Annotated in this window: 6 protein-coding genes; all 6 read left to right on the top strand. The window is 70.0% G+C overall.

Annotated features, from left to right (window positions below):
* Positions 1 to 7 precede the first annotated feature (7 nt).
* From HUW62_RS07560 to HUW62_RS07535, 6 genes are read left to right on the top strand one after another with little or no spacing between them, the layout of a single operon-like run.
* Positions 8 to 5,542 carry a type I polyketide synthase gene (locus HUW62_RS07560; RefSeq protein WP_176434017.1) on the top strand — a complete coding sequence of 1,845 codons (5,535 nt, stop codon included), beginning with the start codon at positions 8 to 10 and terminating at the stop codon, positions 5,540 to 5,542.
* Between the two features lie 7 nt (positions 5,543 to 5,549).
* Positions 5,550 to 11,063 carry a type I polyketide synthase gene (locus tag HUW62_RS07555; RefSeq protein WP_176434016.1) on the top strand — a complete coding sequence of 1,838 codons (5,514 nt, stop codon included), beginning with the start codon at positions 5,550 to 5,552 and terminating at the stop codon, positions 11,061 to 11,063.
* Positions 11,060 to 15,382, top strand: a complete 4,323-nt coding sequence (locus tag HUW62_RS07550) for a non-ribosomal peptide synthetase (protein WP_176434015.1) — start codon at positions 11,060 to 11,062, stop codon at positions 15,380 to 15,382. The genes HUW62_RS07555 and HUW62_RS07550 overlap by 4 nt, the downstream gene beginning before the upstream one ends.
* Complete coding sequence (locus HUW62_RS07545) at positions 15,382 to 16,482, top strand: patatin-like phospholipase family protein (protein ID WP_176434014.1); 1,101 nt, start codon at positions 15,382 to 15,384, stop codon at positions 16,480 to 16,482. Before HUW62_RS07550 ends, HUW62_RS07545 begins: the two co-directional genes overlap by 1 nt.
* Before the next feature lie 48 nt (positions 16,483 to 16,530).
* Positions 16,531 to 17,670 carry an ArsA family ATPase gene (locus HUW62_RS07540; RefSeq protein ID WP_176434013.1) on the top strand — a complete coding sequence of 380 codons (1,140 nt, stop codon included), beginning with the start codon at positions 16,531 to 16,533 and terminating at the stop codon, positions 17,668 to 17,670.
* A 2-nt stretch (positions 17,671 to 17,672) separates the two neighbouring features.
* The gene (locus HUW62_RS07535; protein ID WP_163864658.1) at positions 17,673 to 18,122 is read left to right on the top strand and encodes a hypothetical protein; all 450 of its coding nucleotides are present in this window, start codon (positions 17,673 to 17,675) and stop codon (positions 18,120 to 18,122) included.
* Positions 18,123 to 18,196 lie beyond the last annotated feature (74 nt).

Raw genomic sequence — 18,196 nt, 5'->3', positions numbered from 1 at the left:
GCCCGCCATGTCAGCCGAGGGAAACTACGGGGACTTGATGAAGCGCGCGCTCCTGAAGCTCCAGGACGCACAGGCGCAGCTCGATGCCCACGCGCGGGAGCGGCACGAGGGCCTGGCGATCATCGGCATGGGCTGTCGGTTCCCGGGAGGTGCTTCGAGTCCCGATCGCTATTGGCGGTTGCTCCTCGAAGGCACCGACACCATCACCGAAGTCCCTCCCGAGCGGTGGGACGCGGACGCCTTCTACCATCCGGACCCGGACCAGCCCGGGAAGGTCTACTGCCGGTACGGCGGCTTCCTGGAAGACGTCGATCAGTTCGAGCCCCGGTTCTTCGGCATCTCTCCGCGCGAGGCGGCGCGGATGGACCCTCAGCACCGGCTCCTGCTGGAGGTCGCCTGGGAGGCCCTGGAGCGCTCCGGGCGCAATCCGACGTCACTGCATGGAACCCGGACGGGCGTCTTCGTCGGGATGATGGGGCAGGACTACACGCAGATCGCCACCCAGTCCCCGGACCTCATCGACGCCCACACCGGGGCGGGCAATGGCGCGAGCGTCGCGTCGGGTCGGCTCTCGTACACGTTCGGCTTCCAGGGGCCCAGCCTCACGGTCGACACGGCTTGCTCCTCGTCGCTGGTCGCCGTCCACCTCGCGCTCCGCGGCCTGCGTCAGCGCGAGGTCGACTTCGCGCTGGTGGGCGGGGTGAACCTGGTGCTGTCGCCCGTCGCGACGCTGATTGAGTCGCGCGCGCACATGCTCGCCGCTGATGGTCGCTGCAAGACCTTCGATGCGGCGGCCAATGGGATTGGCAGGGGAGAGGGCTGCGGAGTCCTCGTCCTGCGGAGGCTCTCGGATGCCATCGCGGATGGGGACCCCATCGTCGCGGTGATTCGTGGCTCGGCGGTCAACCAGGATGGCCGGACCAGCGGGCTGACTGTTCCGAACGGGCTCGCCCAGCAGCAGGTCATCAAGGATGCCCTGCGGGATGCGCGGGTCGAAGCACCGCGCGTGGGCTACGTCGAAGCGCACGGGACCGGGACGGCGCTCGGTGACCCCATCGAGTTGGAGGCGCTCGGAGCGGTCTACGGCGACCGGACGACGCGGGAGCAGCCGCTGGTGGTGGGTTCGGTGAAGACGAACCTGGGCCACCTCGAAGGCGCGGCGGGCATCGCGGGGTTGATGAAGGCGGCCCTGTGTCTGGCGAACGAGGAGATTCCATCCCATCTCCACCTGCGGACCCCCACGCCTCACGTCGACTGGAGCCGGCTGTTCGTCGAGGTCCCCACCGAACGGCGCGGCTGGCAGGCGGCGGAGTCGCGCTTCGCTGCCGTGAGCTCGTTCGGTTTCTCGGGCACGAACGCGCACGTCATCCTGGAGTCAGCGCCGCGCCCGGAGCAGAGGCCTGCTCGGAGCCCCGCGCACCCCCTGCATTTGTTGACGCTCTCGGCCCGATCGGGCGGCAGCCTGCACCGGCTGGCGGAGTCGTTCGCGGACGAACTCGCGGGTGCGCGCAAGGACGCGCTCTCGGAGGTCTGCCACACGGCGAATGTCAGTCGAAGCTCGCATGAGGAGCGCGCGGCCTTCGTGGCCTCGACCTCCGAGGAGATGGCCTCCGCTCTTCGCGCCTTCGGTCGTGGTGAGTCCCGGTCCACCGGCACGTGGGTGGAGGGACAACGAGGCGCGGAGCCACCGCGCGTCGCATGGCTCTTCACCGGCCAGGGCGCCCAGTACGTGGGCATGGGGCGGGAGTTGTTCGACACGGAGCCGGGCTTCCGCCGCGACCTCCTCCGTTTCGAGGAGATCCTCCGGCCCCAGCTCGACCGGCCGCTGACCGAGGTGCTGTTCCAGGACGACGGCGGTGCCCTGAACGAGACCCGCTACACGCAGCCGGCCATCGTGGCGCTGGAGCTGGCGGTGGCCGGACTGTTGCGCTCGTGGGGCCTCCAGGCCGATGCGGTCCTGGGCCACAGCGTCGGCGAGTATGCGGCCGCCATCTTCGCCGGTGCCATGACTCCCGAGATGGGGCTCCCGCTCGTGGCCGAGCGCGCGCGACTGATGCAAGCGCTGCCCGAGCGTGGCGCGATGCTGGCCCTCTTCACCGACGAGGCACGCGCGCTCCGGGCCCTGGCGGGTCATGACCGGGTGACGCTCGCGGCCGTCAATGGGCCGCGGAACACGGTGGTCTCCGGAGCGGAGACGTCGCTCGCCGCCATCGCTCGCGAGCTGGCCGCCGAGGGCATCGAGAGCCAGCGCCTGAAGGTCTCCCATGCCTTCCACTCGCCGCTGATGCAGCCGATGTTGGAGGAGTTCGCGCGGGTGGCCGGGCGCGTGCGACTCCAGGCGCCCCAGGTGGCGCTCATCTCCAACCTCGACGGCGCCGAGGCGGGCGCTTCCTTCACGCTTCCGGACTACTGGGTCCGGCATGTCCGCGAGCCGGTCCGCTTCTCGGAAGGACTCCGCACGCTCGTCCAACGTGGGGTGCGCGTCTTCCTCGAAGTGGGGCCGAAGCCGGTCCTGTCGAACCTCGCGCGCGATGTGGTGGCCCCCGAAGCCGCTCTGTTTCTGGAGACGCTGCACCCCCGTCGCTCGAATTGGGCGGGGCTGCTTCGCGCCCTGTCGGAGCTCTACGTCCGTGGCGCACCGGTCGACTGGGAGCGCCTCGACGCCGGACGCGGGCGTATCGCTCTTCCGACCTATCCGTTCGAACGCCAGCGGCACTGGCTGGATGTGCCCGCGCCCTGGGCTCGTCCCGTGCGGTCCACGACGCACCCTCTGCTCGGCGCTCGTTGGGACTCCGCGGCGCTGCGGGAGGGCACCACGGTGTTCTCGCAGGAGTTGGAGGCCAAGGCTCTTCCACTCCTGGGTGACCACCGCGTGTACGGCAAGGCGGTGGTCCCCGCCGCGGCCTTCGTGGAGATGGTGGTCTCGGCCGCGGCCCAGGTGTCGGGCTCGGAGTCGATGACGCTGGAGGAAGTGACGCTCCACCATCCCCTCGTCCTGCCGGAGCAGCGGACGCGCGTCGTCCAGACGCTCCTGGAGGAGCAGGGCGCAGCGGGCTTCACGTGCACCGTGATGAGCCGGGAGGACGCTCGCCAGGAAGAGGGGAGTGGTGCGCGTCCCTCCTGGACCACCCACCTGACCTGTCGTGTCTCCGCGCTGAGCGCGACGCCGCCTCCTCGCGCGGAGCTGGAGGCGTGGCGCCAGGGCTGCCCCAGCCCCGTCGACCTCGAGGCTTTTTCCGAGGCGATTCGCCAACGCGGGCTCGACTACGGTCCCTCGCTGCGGGTGCTGTCGTCGCTCCAGCGGGGCCCCCACGCCGCATACTCCTCCAGCGAGGTGGAGGCGCGTGGCGTGAGCTACCGCGCCCATCCGGCCCTGCTCGATGCGTGCCTCCGGACGGCGGCCGCTGTCACTCCGCTGTCGTCAGACGACGCGTTGCTGCTCCCGGTCGCCATCCACCGACTCGACTTGTACCAACGACTGCCCGCACGACTCTGGACGCTCGCGACGCAACGCGCGGAGGTCGGAGCGACAGGACACCCCACCACGGACCTGACCCTGTGCGCCGATGACGGCACCGTGGTCGCGTCCCTCACGGGGCTCTCCGTCCGCAAGGCCGAGCGGGAGGTGTTGCTGCGCGGACTCGACGTGGACTGGCAGGAGTGGCTGTACCGCGTCACCTGGAGCCCGTGTCCCTCTCAGGACGAGCTGCGCCCGGTGGGCCAGCGTTGGGTCCTCTTCATCGGGGACGGGGGCTTCGGGGACGAACTGGCCTCGCTGCTCGAACAGCGGGGAGCCCGAGTCACTCTCGTGCGCAAGGGCCTGGCGTTCAGCAGTGGCTCCGACGGCATCCAGGTGGACCCCGCGATGCCCACCCACTTCGACCGCTTGTTCTCGGAGTGGGAAGGCACGCCGCCCCACGGTCTCATGTACCTGTGGGGCCTCGACGGGGGACCTGACTCGGAGGCTTCGCTGGAGGCAGCGCGGCTCTCGGGCTGCGTGGGCGCGCTGCATCTGGTGCAGGCCCTGTCGCGAGCCTCCTGGGCTCCCATGCCCCGGCTCATCATCGCGACCCGGGGGACCCAAGCGCTGCCCTCCGATGCCCAGGGGCCGCGCATCGCGCAGGCGCCGTTGTGGGGATTCGGGCAAGCGGTGGCGACCGAGCTGCCGGAGCTGCGATGCCATCGTGTCGACCTCCCCGGCGAGCCCGTTGCCGGCGAGGCCGAGGCGTTCGTCCGTGCGTGCGCGCTTTCCGAGCACGAGAACCAGGTCGCCGTGCGCGCAGGGGGGCTGTTCACCGCGCGACTGGAGCGCGCGCGCACTCGCGCGGCGACCCGCACGCTGGCGATCTCCCCGGAGGCGTCCTACCTGGTCGCCGGTGGCCTGGGGGGACTCGGGCTCCGACTCGCGGGCTGGCTCGCGGAACGGGGCGCACGGTACCTCGTCCTGCTGGGAAGGCATGGCCCTTCGGCGGAGGCCCAGCGGCAGCTCGACGCACTGGCGACGCGGGGCGTGCACGTGCGCGTGGCCCTCGCGGACCTCGCCTCGCACGAGGAGGTGGCGGCGGCCCTGGTCCAGCCGCGCGGCGCCCCGCCACTGCGAGGCATCTTCCACGCCGCGGGAGTCCTCCGCGATGGCACCCTGACCCATCAGACCGCTGAGAGCTTCCGCGAGGTGCTGGCACCCAAGGTCCAGGGCGCGTGGAACCTTCACGTGCTCAGCACCGGGATGGCGCTGGACTTCTTCGTCTGCTTCTCCTCGGCGGCCTCGCTCCTGGGGACTCCGGGCCAATCCAACTACGTCGCCGCGAACGCCTTCCTGGATGGACTTGCACACCTCCGGCACGCGCAGGGACGACCCGCGCTGACGCTCAACTGGGGCTCCTGGGCGGAGACGGGAATGGCCGCGCGGCTGGGCTCGGGGGCCGCGCGGTCGCCCGGTGCACTGGGGTTCGGGACGATTCCGGTGGAGCGCGGACTGGAGATCCTGGAGCGCCTCATGGGCGGAGCGAGCGCCTCGCTCGGTGTCTTCCCCGTCGACTGGTCGCGACTCGCGGAGCAGTGGCCGGGGTTGGCGCGTCAGGCCTTCTTCCAGGGACTGCTCGGTGGGGCGCCGCTCCAGCCGCGGTCGCCTGGCTTCCGCGCTCGACTGGAGGCGGCCGCGCCGAACCGGAGGTTGGAGCTGCTGCGTCAGCACGTGACGGAGCAGGTGTCACGGACGCTGGGGCTGGCGGAGTCGGAGCGGCTCTCGGGCAGCGAGCGGCTGTTCGACCTCGGCTTCGATTCGCTGCTGGCGGTGGAGCTCAAGAACCGGCTCGCGAGCAGCCTCGGCAAGAGCCTGCGCTCGACCCTGGTCTTCGACTTCCCCTCGGTGGGCGGGCTCGTCTCGCATCTCGCGGGAGAGCTGGGGCTGGGTGAGGACGCCCGGAAGCCCGTGGAGGACCCGACGCGAGACGACGCCCTGGTCGCTGAAATCCAGGCCCTGTCGGAAGCAGAACTCACCTCACTCATCGACCAGGAGCTGGTGAGCGCGCTCACCCGCTGAGGACCGGATGGCGAAACTACCGACACGCATCTCCGAGCTGCCGGCCGTCAAGCTCGCGTATCTCGCGAGCCAGCTCCGCGCCAAGAAGGACCTCCTGGCCGCGGAGCCGATCGCCGTCGTCGGCATGTCGTGCCGCTTCCCCGGCGGAGGCGAGCTGCCGGAGACGTTCTGGGAGTTCCTCCGCGACGGAGGAGATGCCACCCGAGAGGTGCCACCCGAGCGCTGGAACATCGATGAAATCTACGACCCCACGCCGGGAGCGCGGGGGAAGGTGTACACGCGCCGGGGCGCGTTCATCGAGAACGTCGACCTGTTCGACCCGACGTTCTTCGGCATCCCTCCGCGCGACGCGAAGGACATGGACCCGCAGCAGCGCATGCTGCTCGAGGAGTGCTGGCGAGCCCTCGAACGCGCGGGCATCCCCCCCGCGGGGCTCACCGGGAGCCGCACCGGCGTCTTCGTGGGGTTGATGCACAACGACTACAACGTGCTCGGCTTCACCGCGGGCGTGGAGATGCACTCCGCGTCCCTCAACTACCCCTCGATGGCGGCAGGGCGCATCGCCCACACGCTCGGCCTCCAGGGGCCCGCGCTCACGGTGGACACCGCGTGCTCTTCCTCCGCGGTCGCCATCCACCTCGCGTGTCAGAGCCTGCGCAACGACGAGAGCGACCTGGCCCTCGCGGGAGGCGTCAGCCTGAGCCTGTCGCCCCTCACCATGATGTTCGAGTGCCAGAACCGGATGCTGGCGGTCGACGGTCGCTGCAAGACCTTCGACGCGTCCGCGGATGGCTTCTCGCGCGGTGAGGGCTGCGGTGTCGTCGTGCTCATGCGCCTGTCGGACGCGCTGGCCCAGGGCAACCTCATCCTCGGCGTCATCCGGGGCTCGGCGCTCAACCACGATGGTCGCAGCAGCGGGTTGATGGTGCCGAACGGGCGCGCGCAGGAGCGCGTCATCCGCATGGCGCTGGAGGGCTGCGGCGTGGAGCCCGAGCAGATCAGCTACGTCGAGGCCCACGGCACGGGGACCTCGCTCGGCGACCCCATCGAGATGGAGGCGCTGCGTTCGGTCTTCGGCCGCAAGCCCACGCGAGGCACGCCGCTGTTCGTGGGCTCCGTGAAGACGAACATCGGGCACCTGGAGGCCGCCGCCGGAGTCTCGGGGCTCATCAAGGTGCTCCTGGCCCTCCAGAACGAGGCCATCCCCGCGCACCTCCACTTCTCGCGGCCGAACCCGAACATCCGCTGGGATGACCTGCCCGTGGTCATCCCCACCGCGCTGCGGCCCTGGCCCAGAGGCGAGCAGCGGCGGCTCGCGGGGCTCAGCAGCTTCGGCTTCAGCGGCACCAACGTGCACCTCGTCGTGGAAGAGGCGCCCGTCCTGCCCCGGCCCCCGGTGGAGCGCGAGCGCCCCATCCACCTGCTGACCCTGTCCGCGAAGACGGAGGCCGCCCTGGAGGCGCAGGTGGAGGTGCATGAGTCCGCTCTGTCGGATGACAACGTGGTTCTCGGGGACTGGTGCTTCACGGCCAACGTCGGCCGGTCCCACTTCGAGCATCGCGCGGCCGTCACGGGCGCCACCGCGGACGAACTCCGGACGGGCCTGTCGCGGCTGCGCGCCGAGAAGCCGCGTCCCCAGCGCGAGCCGCGACGGGGGACGGAGAGCCCGAAGCCGGTCTTCCTGTTCACGGGGCAGGGGTCGCTTCGTCCCGGAGTGGGCCGAGAGCTCGCCGAGACCTGGCCCGTGTTCCGCGCGGCGGTGCGGCGCTGTTCGAGCGCTCTCCTCGGGCTGATCGAGCCGCGGCTCGAGGACATCCTGCATGGCGAGGAGTCCGCCTCCCTGCTCGCGGACACGCGCTATGCCCAGCCCGCGCTCGTGGCGTTCGAGTTCGCGCTCTCGGAGCTGTGGACCTCCTGGGGAATCGTCCCGGGCGCGGTGGCCGGGCACAGCCTGGGCGAGTACGCGGCGGCCGTGGTCGCCGGGGTCCTCTCCATCGAGGACGCGCTGAAGCTGGTCGTCGAGCGCTCGCGGCTCATCCACGAGGCCCCGGGCGAGGGCGCGATGCTGGCCGTCAACGCGTCCCTGGAGTCGCTGACCCAGGAGCTCGCCGCGCGCTCCCATCTCATCTCCCTCGCGGCGATCAACGGCCCCGAGGACCTGGTCATCTCCGGGGACCGCGCGGCGATCTCCGAGGTCGCGGGGGAGCTCGCGCGCAAGGGCATCGCCTGCAAGCCGCTGCCCGTCACGCACGCCTTCCACTCTCCGCTGATGGACGCGGTGGTGGCGCCCTTCGAGGCGTGCTTCGACGGGGTGCCGCTCGCGGTGCCGCGAATCCCCTTCGTCTCCGCGCTGGAGGGCAGGCTCGTCGCGGAGGAGCTGACCCGGCCCGGGTACTGGTGCCGCCACCTGCGTGAGCCCGTCTCCTTCGCCGCGGCGCTGGAGGCCCTGCGCGAGCAGCAGCACCGGACGTTCCTCGAGGTGGGCCCCGCGCCGGTCCTCTCGGGCATCGGTCTGCGCGGCTTCCCGGACGCGGAGGAGCTGTGCTGGCTCCCGAGCCTGCGCCCCTCGTCCGGAGAGACGGCACAACTGCTCTCCACCCTGAGCGCGCTCTACGTGCGCGGCTTCGAGGCGGACTGGACCGCGTTCGATGCGCCCTTCGAGCGGCGGTCGGTCACGCTGCCGACGTATCCCTTCCGCCGCGAGCGCTATTGGATCGACTCCGCGACAGGCGGCTCCCCGGGCTCCATGTCGGAGCGGGGGACTGCTCGCGACAAGGTCCATCCGCTCGCGGGCGTACCGTTGTCCCTGGCGGGGACGAAGGAGCTGCGCTTCGCGGCGCGCTTGAGCGCCCGTGAGCCCTCGTTCCTCGCCGAGCACCGCGTCTTCGGAACGACGGTGCTGCCGGCCGCCTGCTACGTCGAGATGGCGCTGGGGGCCGCGCACTTCGCGGCGCGGTCGGAGCCGTTGTTCGATCTGCTCTCGTTCGAGCTGGAGCGCCCGCTCGTGCTCGGCGAGGGCTGTGACGTCCAGACGGTGCTGACGCCGGAGGCGGGGCGCACGCACTTCGAAATCCACGGTCAGGCCACGACGGGCACCGAGCGGGACTGGGCTCGCCTCGCCCACGGGTACATCGTGGAGCACCGCGAGTCCGCGCGCCCCGTCGACCTGGACGCCGAGCTGTTCGCGCGTTTGTCTCCGCCCCGTCCGGTCGACCCGTTCTACGAGCTGATGGCACGCCATGGCATCGAGTACGGTCCGTCGTTCCGGGCCATCGACGCGCTGAGGTTCGGCGAGAAGGCCTGTCTCGCCCATGTCCGGCTGCCCGACAGTCAGGTCGTCGGGATGGGCGAGTACCGGCTGCATCCGCTCATCCTCGATGCCTGCTTCCAGACAGTCGCCGCGCTGTTCATGGAGGAGGCGAAGGAGGCGACGGACCACCGGCAACGGATGCCGGTCGCCATCCAACGCCTGCGCTGGTTCAAGAAGCCCGGAAGCAGCGCCTGGGTGCATGCGCGCCACGACGGCCGCTCCTCCACCTCCGACGAGCTGCTGAGCATCGACCTGCGCATCCTCGGAGAAGGGGGAGAGGTCATCGCCGAGGTCGAGGGACTGCTGCTGAAGCGGATCGACCGGCGCGCGCTGATGACCTCGTTCTCCGACTCCGCGCGGGAGCTGCTCTTCGAGCTGGCGTGGCGTGAGCAAGAGGCACCCCGGGCGTGGACCCCACTTCCTCCCCAGCCCGGTCGCTGGCTGTTGCTCGCGGACTCGGGCGGCGTCGCGGAAGGGCTGAAGGAGCACGTCCTGCGCCACGGCGGGACGTGCGAGGTCGTGACACCGGGCCCGGGCTACGAGCGCTCCGAGCCGGGCCACGCCCGCATCGACCCGAACGACCCCGAGGGCTTCGCCAGACTCCTCCAGGCGCTGTCCGCGGAGGGCGCCGCGCCGACGACCGTCGTCTGTCTCTGGGGGCTCGACGAGCCGGGGACCACGGCGCTCTCGCCCGAGTCGCTGGCGGGTGCCACGGCGCGAAGCGCGACAGGCGTGCTCCACCTCGTCCAGGCCATGGCCCGCGCCACCTGGGCCCAGCGGCCCGCGCTGTGGCTGGTGACCCGAGGCGCCGTCGCGGCCACGCCGGGGGATGTCGTGGAGGGTCTCGCGCAGTCGACGCTCTGGGGGCTCGGCCGTGCCGCCGCCATCGAACACCCGGAGCTGGGCTGTCGGCTGGTGGACCTGGACGACGCGGAGGACGCGGCCTCGCGGTTGTTCGAGCGGATGGCCCGTGCGCCGGGGGAGAACATGTTGGCCCTGCGAGGCTCCCGGCTCCTCGCGGCCCGGCTCGTGCGGCCCGGTGCTCCGTCGAGCAGCGCCAGTCCGATGAGGATTCACGCCGACGGCGCGTATCTCATCACCGGAGGGCTGGGCGCCCTCGGGCTCGCCACCGCGGCGTGGCTGGTGGAGGCCGGGGCTCGCCAACTGGTCCTGGTTGGCCGCGGAGCGCCGGGCGAAGAGGCGAAGCTCCGACTCGACGAGCTGCGCGAGCGCGGCTGCGAAGTCTTGGTGGCGCGCGCCGATGTCTCACGCGCGGAAGACGTGCGGCGGCTCGTGGAGGAACTCACCGCGAGAGGCTCGCGGCTGCGGGGCATCTTCCACACCGCGGGCGTGCTGGAGGACGGCGTGTTCCTGCGGCAGGACCGGGAGCGTCTCGCGCGCGTGCTCGCGCCCAAGGTGCTGGGAGCGTGGAACCTGCACCAGGCGACGGTCGGGCTCCCGCTCGACCTCTTCGTCATGTACTCCTCCGCGGCGTCGCTCATCGGTGTCGCCGGGCAGGCCAACTACATGGCCGCCAACACCTTCCTGGATGCGCTGGCGCACCACCGGCGCGCGAAGGGGCTGCCCGCGCTCAGCGTCAACTGGGGGCCATGGGCCGGCGGAGGAATGGCCGAGAAGGCGCGGGGCAAGGGGCGCGCGTCGACAGCGGACGCCACCAGCCTTCCGCCCCAGCGCGCGCTGCGGATTCTCGAGGAGCTGCTGGGCCGGGAGGTCGCGCAGATGGGCGTGGTGCCCGTCAACCTCTCCTCGCTGGAGGCCACGCCCTCCACGGGACATGGCCCCCTGTTCTCCGAGCTGGCCATGCGTGAGCAGGCCCGCACCGCCGGCACGGCGCGGATGGTGGAGCTGTTGGAGGAGTTCAGGCGCGCGGATGGCACGCGTCGGCGCGGACTCCTGATGCACTACGTCCAGGGCCGCCTGGCACCCATGCTGGGCTTCACCCCGGAGCACGAGATGCTCCAGAAGAAGATCTCCCTGAACGAGATGGGGCTCGACTCGCTGCGCGCCGTCGAGCTGAAGAACCGCATGGGCCGGGAGCTGGGCGTGGATCTGCCCATGGCCCGCTTCATCGATGGAACCGGGGTCGCCGGAATCGTGGAGGCGCTGCACGAGCAACTGGAGCTCAGTGAGTTGCTCGCGCGTGTCCCCATTCCCTCCGCTCAGTCCGAGATCGAGGAGCTGACGCTATGAAAATGGGAGAGCTGCTCGCCGAGCTGAATCGGCGGGGCCTCGAGGTCTGGGCGGAAGGGGAGCACCTGAAGCTCCGAGGCCCGAAGGGGGCCGCGGGCGAGGACCTCCGGAAGGTGCTCGCCGAACACAAGCACGAGCTGCTGGCGCTGCTGCGAGAGCGGCACCGGGTGAACGAGGAGCGCCCCATCACCCCCGTCGCGCGCACGGGGCCGGCCCCGCTGTCCTACGGGCAGCAGCGGCTGTGGTTCCTCGACCGCCTCGAACCGGGAGGTGTCGCGTACAACCTGGTCATGCCCATGCGCGTCGAGGGGCACCTCGACGCCGTGCTCCTGGAGCGCTGCTTCGTCGAAATCGTCCGGCGCCACGAAATCCTCCGCACGCGCTACGCCGAGCAGCAGGGCGTCCCGGTCCAACTCGTCGACCCCGAGCCACGGCTCGAGTTCGTGGTGATGGACGAGACGGAGGTGTTCGCCTACGAGCCCGGGGGCACGGAGGAGTTCCTCCGCCGCGAGGGGGAGCGGCCCTTCGATTTGTCCGAGGGCCCTCTGACCCGCGTCCTCGTGATCGACCGGGGGCCGCGCGGCCAGTACGTCCAGGTCTGCCTGCATCACATCTCGGCGGATGTCTGGGCTCGGGGAATCCTCATCCGCGAGCTGATGACCCTCTACGGGGCCTTCGCTCAGGGGCAGCCCTCGCCGCTGCCGCCGCTGCCGCTCCAGTACTCCGACTTCGCCATCTGGCAGCGGAGCCATCTGCAGGGCGACGTTCGCCGCGACCTGGTGGACGCCTGGAAGCGACGCCTGTCCGGGATGCCTCCGCTGCTGGAACTCCCCGCGGATCGCCCGCGCCCCCGGGTGCAGACCTATGCGGGAGGGGAGGTCCACTTCGAGATGGGGCCTCCGCTCACCGAGGCCCTGAAGGCCCTGAGCCATGCGGCCAACGCCACGCCGTTCATGGGCATGCTGGGCGCCTTCTTCGTCCTGTTGCACCGGCTCACTGGACGGGAGGACCTGGTCCTCGGCGCCAACTCCATCAACCGGACCCGCACCGAGTTGGAGCCCCTGGTGGGCTTCTTCGTCGACAACCTGGTGATGCGCGTGGACCTCGGAGGCCGCCCGGGTTTCTCCACCGTGGTGGAGCGAGTCCGGGAGGTGGTGCTCGATGCGTTCGCGCATCAGGACCTGCCCTTCGACCTGCTTGTCGAGGAGCTGAAGCCCGCGAGAAACCCCGGCTACAACCCGCTGTTCCAGACCGTGTTCTCGTGGACGCGGGCACCCGGCGGGATTCCGGACCCGAGCGGGATGAAGATCCTCCCGCTCGAGTTCGAGACCACCACGTCCCGCTTCGACCTCAACCTCTTCGTGGAGGACCACGGAGACCGGCTCACGGTGCGGTTCGTGTTCAACCGGGGCCTCTTCGACCGGAGCACCCTCCAGCACTACTCGGACTGCTTCCAGGTGCTCCTCCAGGGGCTCCTCACAGAGCCCCAGCGGCCCGTGTCGGAACTCCCCCTGCTTCCGGCCGCCGACCGCGAGCGCATCCTCCGACAGTGGAACGACACGCGCGCTGAGGGAGGAGCCAGCGGGCAGTGTCTGCACGAGCTGTTCGAGGCCCACGCGGCGCGGACCCCGGACGCCTGCGCCCTTGTCGTGGGGCACTGGGAGCTGACCTACGGCGAACTGGACCAGCAAAGTGATCGGCTCGCGGTGTCGCTCCAGGCGCTGGGGGTGGGACCCGAGACGCGGGTCGGCGTCTGCATGGAGCGCTCGCCCGGGCTCATCGTGAGCCTGCTGGCGGTGCTCAAGGCGGGCGGCACGTTCCTCGCGCTCGACCCGGATGAGCCTCCCGCGCGACTGCGGCGCATCGTCGGCGATGCCCATCCTCGGGTGCTGCTCACCTCGGGTGCGCACCCGGAGCTGGAGGCCGTCGCGACGGTCCTCCACGTCGACACGTCGGGAGCACACTTCCCGGACGCCATCGGCAAGCGCCTGCGCCGGGACGTCACCCCCGACCACCTCGCCTACGTCCTCTACACCTCCGGTTCGACGGGCCAGCCGAAGGGCACGGAGGTGACGCACCGGAGCATCGTCAACTACCTGAAGTGGAGCGTGGAGGCGTACCGGCTCGACGAGGGCACGGGGAGCCCGGTGCTCGGGTCCATCAGCTTCGACGGCACGCTGACGAGCCTCTTCGCCCCGCTCATCTCGGGACGCGCCCTGTTCCTGCTTCCACGGGGACAGGAGCTGGACCTGTTGTCCTCCAGGGACTACCTCGAGCAGGGCTTCAGCTTCATCAAGCTGACGCCCTCCCACCTGCGGGCGTTCGACGGCCTGGGGCGACTCCGGGAGGTGCTCGAGCGGACCCACGCAGTCGTGCTCGGTGGCGAGGGCCTTCATGGCGGAGACCTGGAGACGTGGCGCGAGCAGCGCCTCTCCGCGCGCATCATCAACGAATACGGCCCGACCGAGGCCGCCGTGGCGTGCTGCTTCCACGAGGTGTCCACGGGAGGAGGACCGCTCCCCGAGCGCATCCCCATCGGCAGGCCCATCCCCAACACCCAGTTGTATGTCCTGGACCGGCAGGGACAGCCGGTGCCCGTCGGCGTGTCGGGTGAGCTGCACATCGGCGGCGCGGGGCTGGCCAGGGGATATCTGGGGCGTCCGGACCTGACGGCCGAGCGCTTCGTCCCCAACCCCTTCGCGAGCGAGTCTTCTGGCCAGGAGGGGACGCGGCTCTATCGCACGGGAGATCTGGCCCGGTACCTCCCGGACGGCACGCTCGAGTTCCTGGGTCGCCTGGACGACCAGCTCAAGATTCGCGGCCACCGCGTCGAGGCGGGAGAGGTGGAGGCCGCCCTCGCGCGGCACCCGCAGGTCATCCACGCCGCCGTGGTGTTGCAGCGCGCTCCGGGCCAGGAGCCCCGCCTTGTCGCCTACGTCCAGCCCGCGGATCCACGCATCCCCGCTGGCAGGGAGGCCCTGGAGGCAGCGGTGCGCGAGTTCCTCCAGGAGCAGCTCCCCGAATACATGCGGCCGTCGGTCCTCCTCGTCCTCGACGCGCTGCCACTCACGTCCAGCGGCAAGGTCGACCGCAAGGCCCTTCCTCCACCGCCCACCGGGAGGCGGGAGAGCGGGCTCGCGGTGCGCGGCGCGGGGGCGCTGAGCGACACGGAGCGAAAGCTCCAAGGCCTCTTCAGCGAGGTGCTCGGTCTCGACGCCGTGGCGCCCGGCGCGAGCTTCTTCGACCTGGGAGGGCACTCGCTGCTGGCCATCACCCTCATCGCGCGCATCCGAAGCGTCCTGGATGTGGAGGTCCCCCTCAACGAGATCTTCGAGCGGCCCTCGGTGGAGGGGCTGGCCCGGTGGATCGACGCGCAAGTCGGCGCGGTGGCCTTGCGACTGCCTGACGGCGTGGTGGCGCTGAAGCCGCGAGGAAGCAACCCGCCGCTGTTCATCGCCCCTCCCTCCGCGGGCAATCCGGCTGTCTATGTCTCCCTCACCCGTCACCTGAGTCCCGAGCAGCCCGTCTTCGGCTTCCAGATGCCGGGCCTGATGGACGACGGCGTCCCCAGGGCCACGATCGAGGAGACGGCGGCGCACTACGTGGACGTCATGCGACAGCTCCAGCCGCAGGGGCCCTATCGCATCGCGGGGTGGTCCTTCGGGGGCATCGTCGTGTGCGAGATGGCGCGCCAGCTGGAGGCCCGAGGAGAACAGGTCGCGTTGCTCGGCCTGATTGATGGCGCCTCGCTCGACCGCAAGGCCGCGCAGGACAGCCAGGACCTCCGGCAGGCGGTCTCCACGGGCTCGCAGCTCGTGAAGGTGCTGGTGGAGACCCCGCTTCCGCGCGACTACGAGAACCTGAAGCTCGTGGGCGAGTGGATGGGAATCAGCCTGCCCGAGACTCCCAAGGACCTCTGGCGCAAGGACTCGGGCGGGCGGCGCACCTACCTGCGCAGATTCATCAAGGACGTGGCGCGCACGGCCCGCAACATGCTGGTCACCCTGCGGGCCGAGCGCTCCTACACCTTCACCTCGTATGGCGGCCGCGCCACCCTCTTCAGGGCCGCGCCTCCGAGTGAAGGAAGGGATTCACTCGTCGACAGCGTGCGCAGGTTCGCCCCCAATGGCATGCAAGTCATTACAGTCCCCGGCAATCACATGACGCTCATCATGGAAGAGAAGAATGCCGCGGTGCTGGCTTCACGGCTTCAACAGTGCCTGGACGCGGTTGCTTCCGGGATGCCAATGCAAGACACCCCTCGGGCGCTGTTGCCCGCGAACGGGTGGAACGCGCAGTTCTCGAAGGAGGTCGCGTGATGCCGCATCGAATCCTGTCAATGGATGGTTCCTCCATCTCCGGTGGAGAGGGATATGTCACCACTGGGATGCTCGGAGCGCTTCGGCAGACGCTCGACTCAGGAGGCGACCGACGAACCCTGCTCAATCAGGTGGACCTCTTCGTCGGCACCTCCGCGGGTTCCTTCAACGCGGCCTTCTTCGCCAGCGAGGCGGACCCCGACAGCGCCTTCGACAAGAGCCTCCAGTTCTGGGGCGAGGCCGTCGCGATGAACCGGAAGGGCGTGTCCCTGGGACGCTCCCTGCGGGCGCTGGCTGGCGCCAGCTCGTTCCTCGACTCGAACTACATGCGCGACTTCCTGGGCGGCTACTTCGGGATGACGACGCGGCTGGGAGACCTCAAGCGCAAGGTCGTGATTCCGAGCTTCCAGCTCGATGGGCATCGCAAGGGCGTGCGGACCTGGAAGTCGAAGATCTTCCACAACACGGGCCCGGACAATGACCCCGACCTCAACGAGTTGCTCATCGACGTCCTGATGCGCAGCGGGTCGCCTCCGCTCTCCTATCCCATCTATCAAGGGCTCAAGGACCAGGGCAGCGGCTACGTGGATGGCGGGCTCTACGCCAACAATCCCTCGCTCGTGGGACTGGCGCAGGCCATCAACAACATGTCCCGTCCGAACAAGCACGAGCAGGTGGACACGCTGGCGACCGAGCCGCCCAGCCTGGACTCCATCCTGGTGCTGTCATTGGGCAACGGCATCATGTCCACCTATCTCGCGCCGACCTTCCGCGCCGGAGAGGCCAACTGGGGCTTCGCCCGGTGGCTCCTGGACTCAAAAGACTTGATGGTGCTGGTGAAGATGTTGCTGGAGGCGGGCTCGGACGCGGTGAACTACCAGTGCCGAATGATTCTCCGGAAGAAGTACTTCCGGCTGAACCCCATCGTCGAGCAGCGGATCTCCGCCTATGACTTGCAGCAGGTGGGGACGGCGCTCGTCCAGATGCTGAGCCAGCAGTCCACCATGGACCAGCTCCAGCGAACGCAGCACTGGCTCGAGAAGTCTGGCTGGCTGGGGGATTCGCAGCAGGGCGCGCAGCCCTCACAGGTCGGGACCTGATGTGCGGGGGAGCACGAGCGTGGCCAGCCAATGGAGAGGTGAGCTGAGATGACCCGGATCCTCCTTGTCTCGGGAAGCGGCGGCGTGGGCAAGACGACGGTGGCGGCGACGACGGGCCTGGCGGCCTCGCGTCGGGGCCTGCGCACGCTGGTCCTCTCCTTCGACTCGACCCGGGACTTGAGTGCCTCCTTTGGCCTGGAGGTGCCGGTGCTCCCGGGGGCCAGCGGCCTGCCCGTTCGCCTCAATGACCATCTGCACCTCCAGGAGTTGGATGTCCCATCGGAGCTTCAGCGCCGCTGGAGCGAAGGCCGTGGCGAAGTGGCCGCGCTCCTGGGCGGTGGGCTGGAGGACGTGACGGCGGAGGAGGTGGCGCTCACCCCGGGGCTGGACGCGCTGCTGGCGCTCCTCGTGCTCGGCGATTACCTTCGTGCGCGGACGTACGAGTTCATCATCATTGATGGGCCTGGCACGGGGGACGCGCTGCGCTTCGTCGGCGGCGCGGACGCCGTGAGCTGGTATGCGCGCAGGTCGAGGGCACCGGAGCAGAGTGCTCGGAGGGCGAGGCCCTCGCGCACGAACCCCGACGTGCTCCACGGGGCCAGTGACAAGCTGATGGACGTGGGCGCGCTGCTGCGCGACCCCACCGTGACGACCCTGCGGCTGGTGACCACCCATGACAGCCGGGCCGAGCAGGCCACGAGGCGCGCCTGCACGGCGTTCAGCCTGCAAGGCATTGCCCTGGATGGTATCGTCCTCAATCGCCTCGTGCCGGCGGGGACGGACGAGGTCCTGGAGCGGCACCCCGCTGTCGAAAACCTCCAGCGCCTCGTCGGCCCCATCCCCGTGACAGGGATTGCACTCCAGGCAGGGGAGGTCGTGGGAGAGGGGACGCTCGAGGCCTTCTCGACGCTGCTCTATCGAGGCGAAGACCCGTCGCGACTCATGGTCATCCATTCCGCGCATGGGATTGGAAAGGATGCCGTGGATGTGTACAGGCTGGAGGTCAAGCTGCCCTTCGTGAGCAAGGAAGAGGTCACTCTCTCCCGGCGCGAGGCGGAGCTCGTCATCCAGGTAGGTGCCTTCCGCCGCAATCTCCTGCTCCCCAGGATGGTTGCGCCGCTCGCCACTGTCGGGGCGAGCATGGATGGCGACAAACTTGTCGTTGAGTTCAAGAAAGAGAGGGTTTGAAAATGACCTGGCAGAAAAAGCGTTTGCCGAAGGGCTTCTTCCGGCTCGAGACCCAGCCCGAGGAAGGGGCCAAGGTCGCCGAGGTCGTCGACGCCGTGATTCCAGGAGGAAAAGGCTTCATCCAGCAGCTCTTCCGCGCGAAGAGGGACGTGCTGCAGGCGGTCTCCCACCTGCTCCAGGCGCAGATTCACGAACTGGAGCACATCGACTCGGCGATCCAGGCGGGGGCACCGCTCAGCCCCCGCATGATGACCATCAAGCAGTTGATGGATGAGGCCAGCGCGAAGCTCCGCGCGTCCAAGGGCGCTCCCCCCCACGAACCTCCGGCGCACGACCACGCCAGCGCCCCGGGCAATCCCACACACGGCGTCGCGGGAAGCGCCAGGAGCACGGAAGCGGGGCCGGGCAGCCGCCCCGGGCCCACCGGCCCAGAGAGAATCAAGCCCACCTAGTCCGGGTCATCCGCGTCGTACATCCACGGTTTTCCTCGCCACGAGGGTGGGCGCTGTCCCGCCACGGGTGAGGT

The sequence above is a fragment of the Myxococcus sp. AM011 genome (assembly GCF_013372595.1).
Lineage (GTDB): Bacteria > Myxococcota > Myxococcia > Myxococcales > Myxococcaceae > Myxococcus > Myxococcus eversor.
This window is presented reverse-complemented; position numbering and strand designations above follow the sequence as displayed.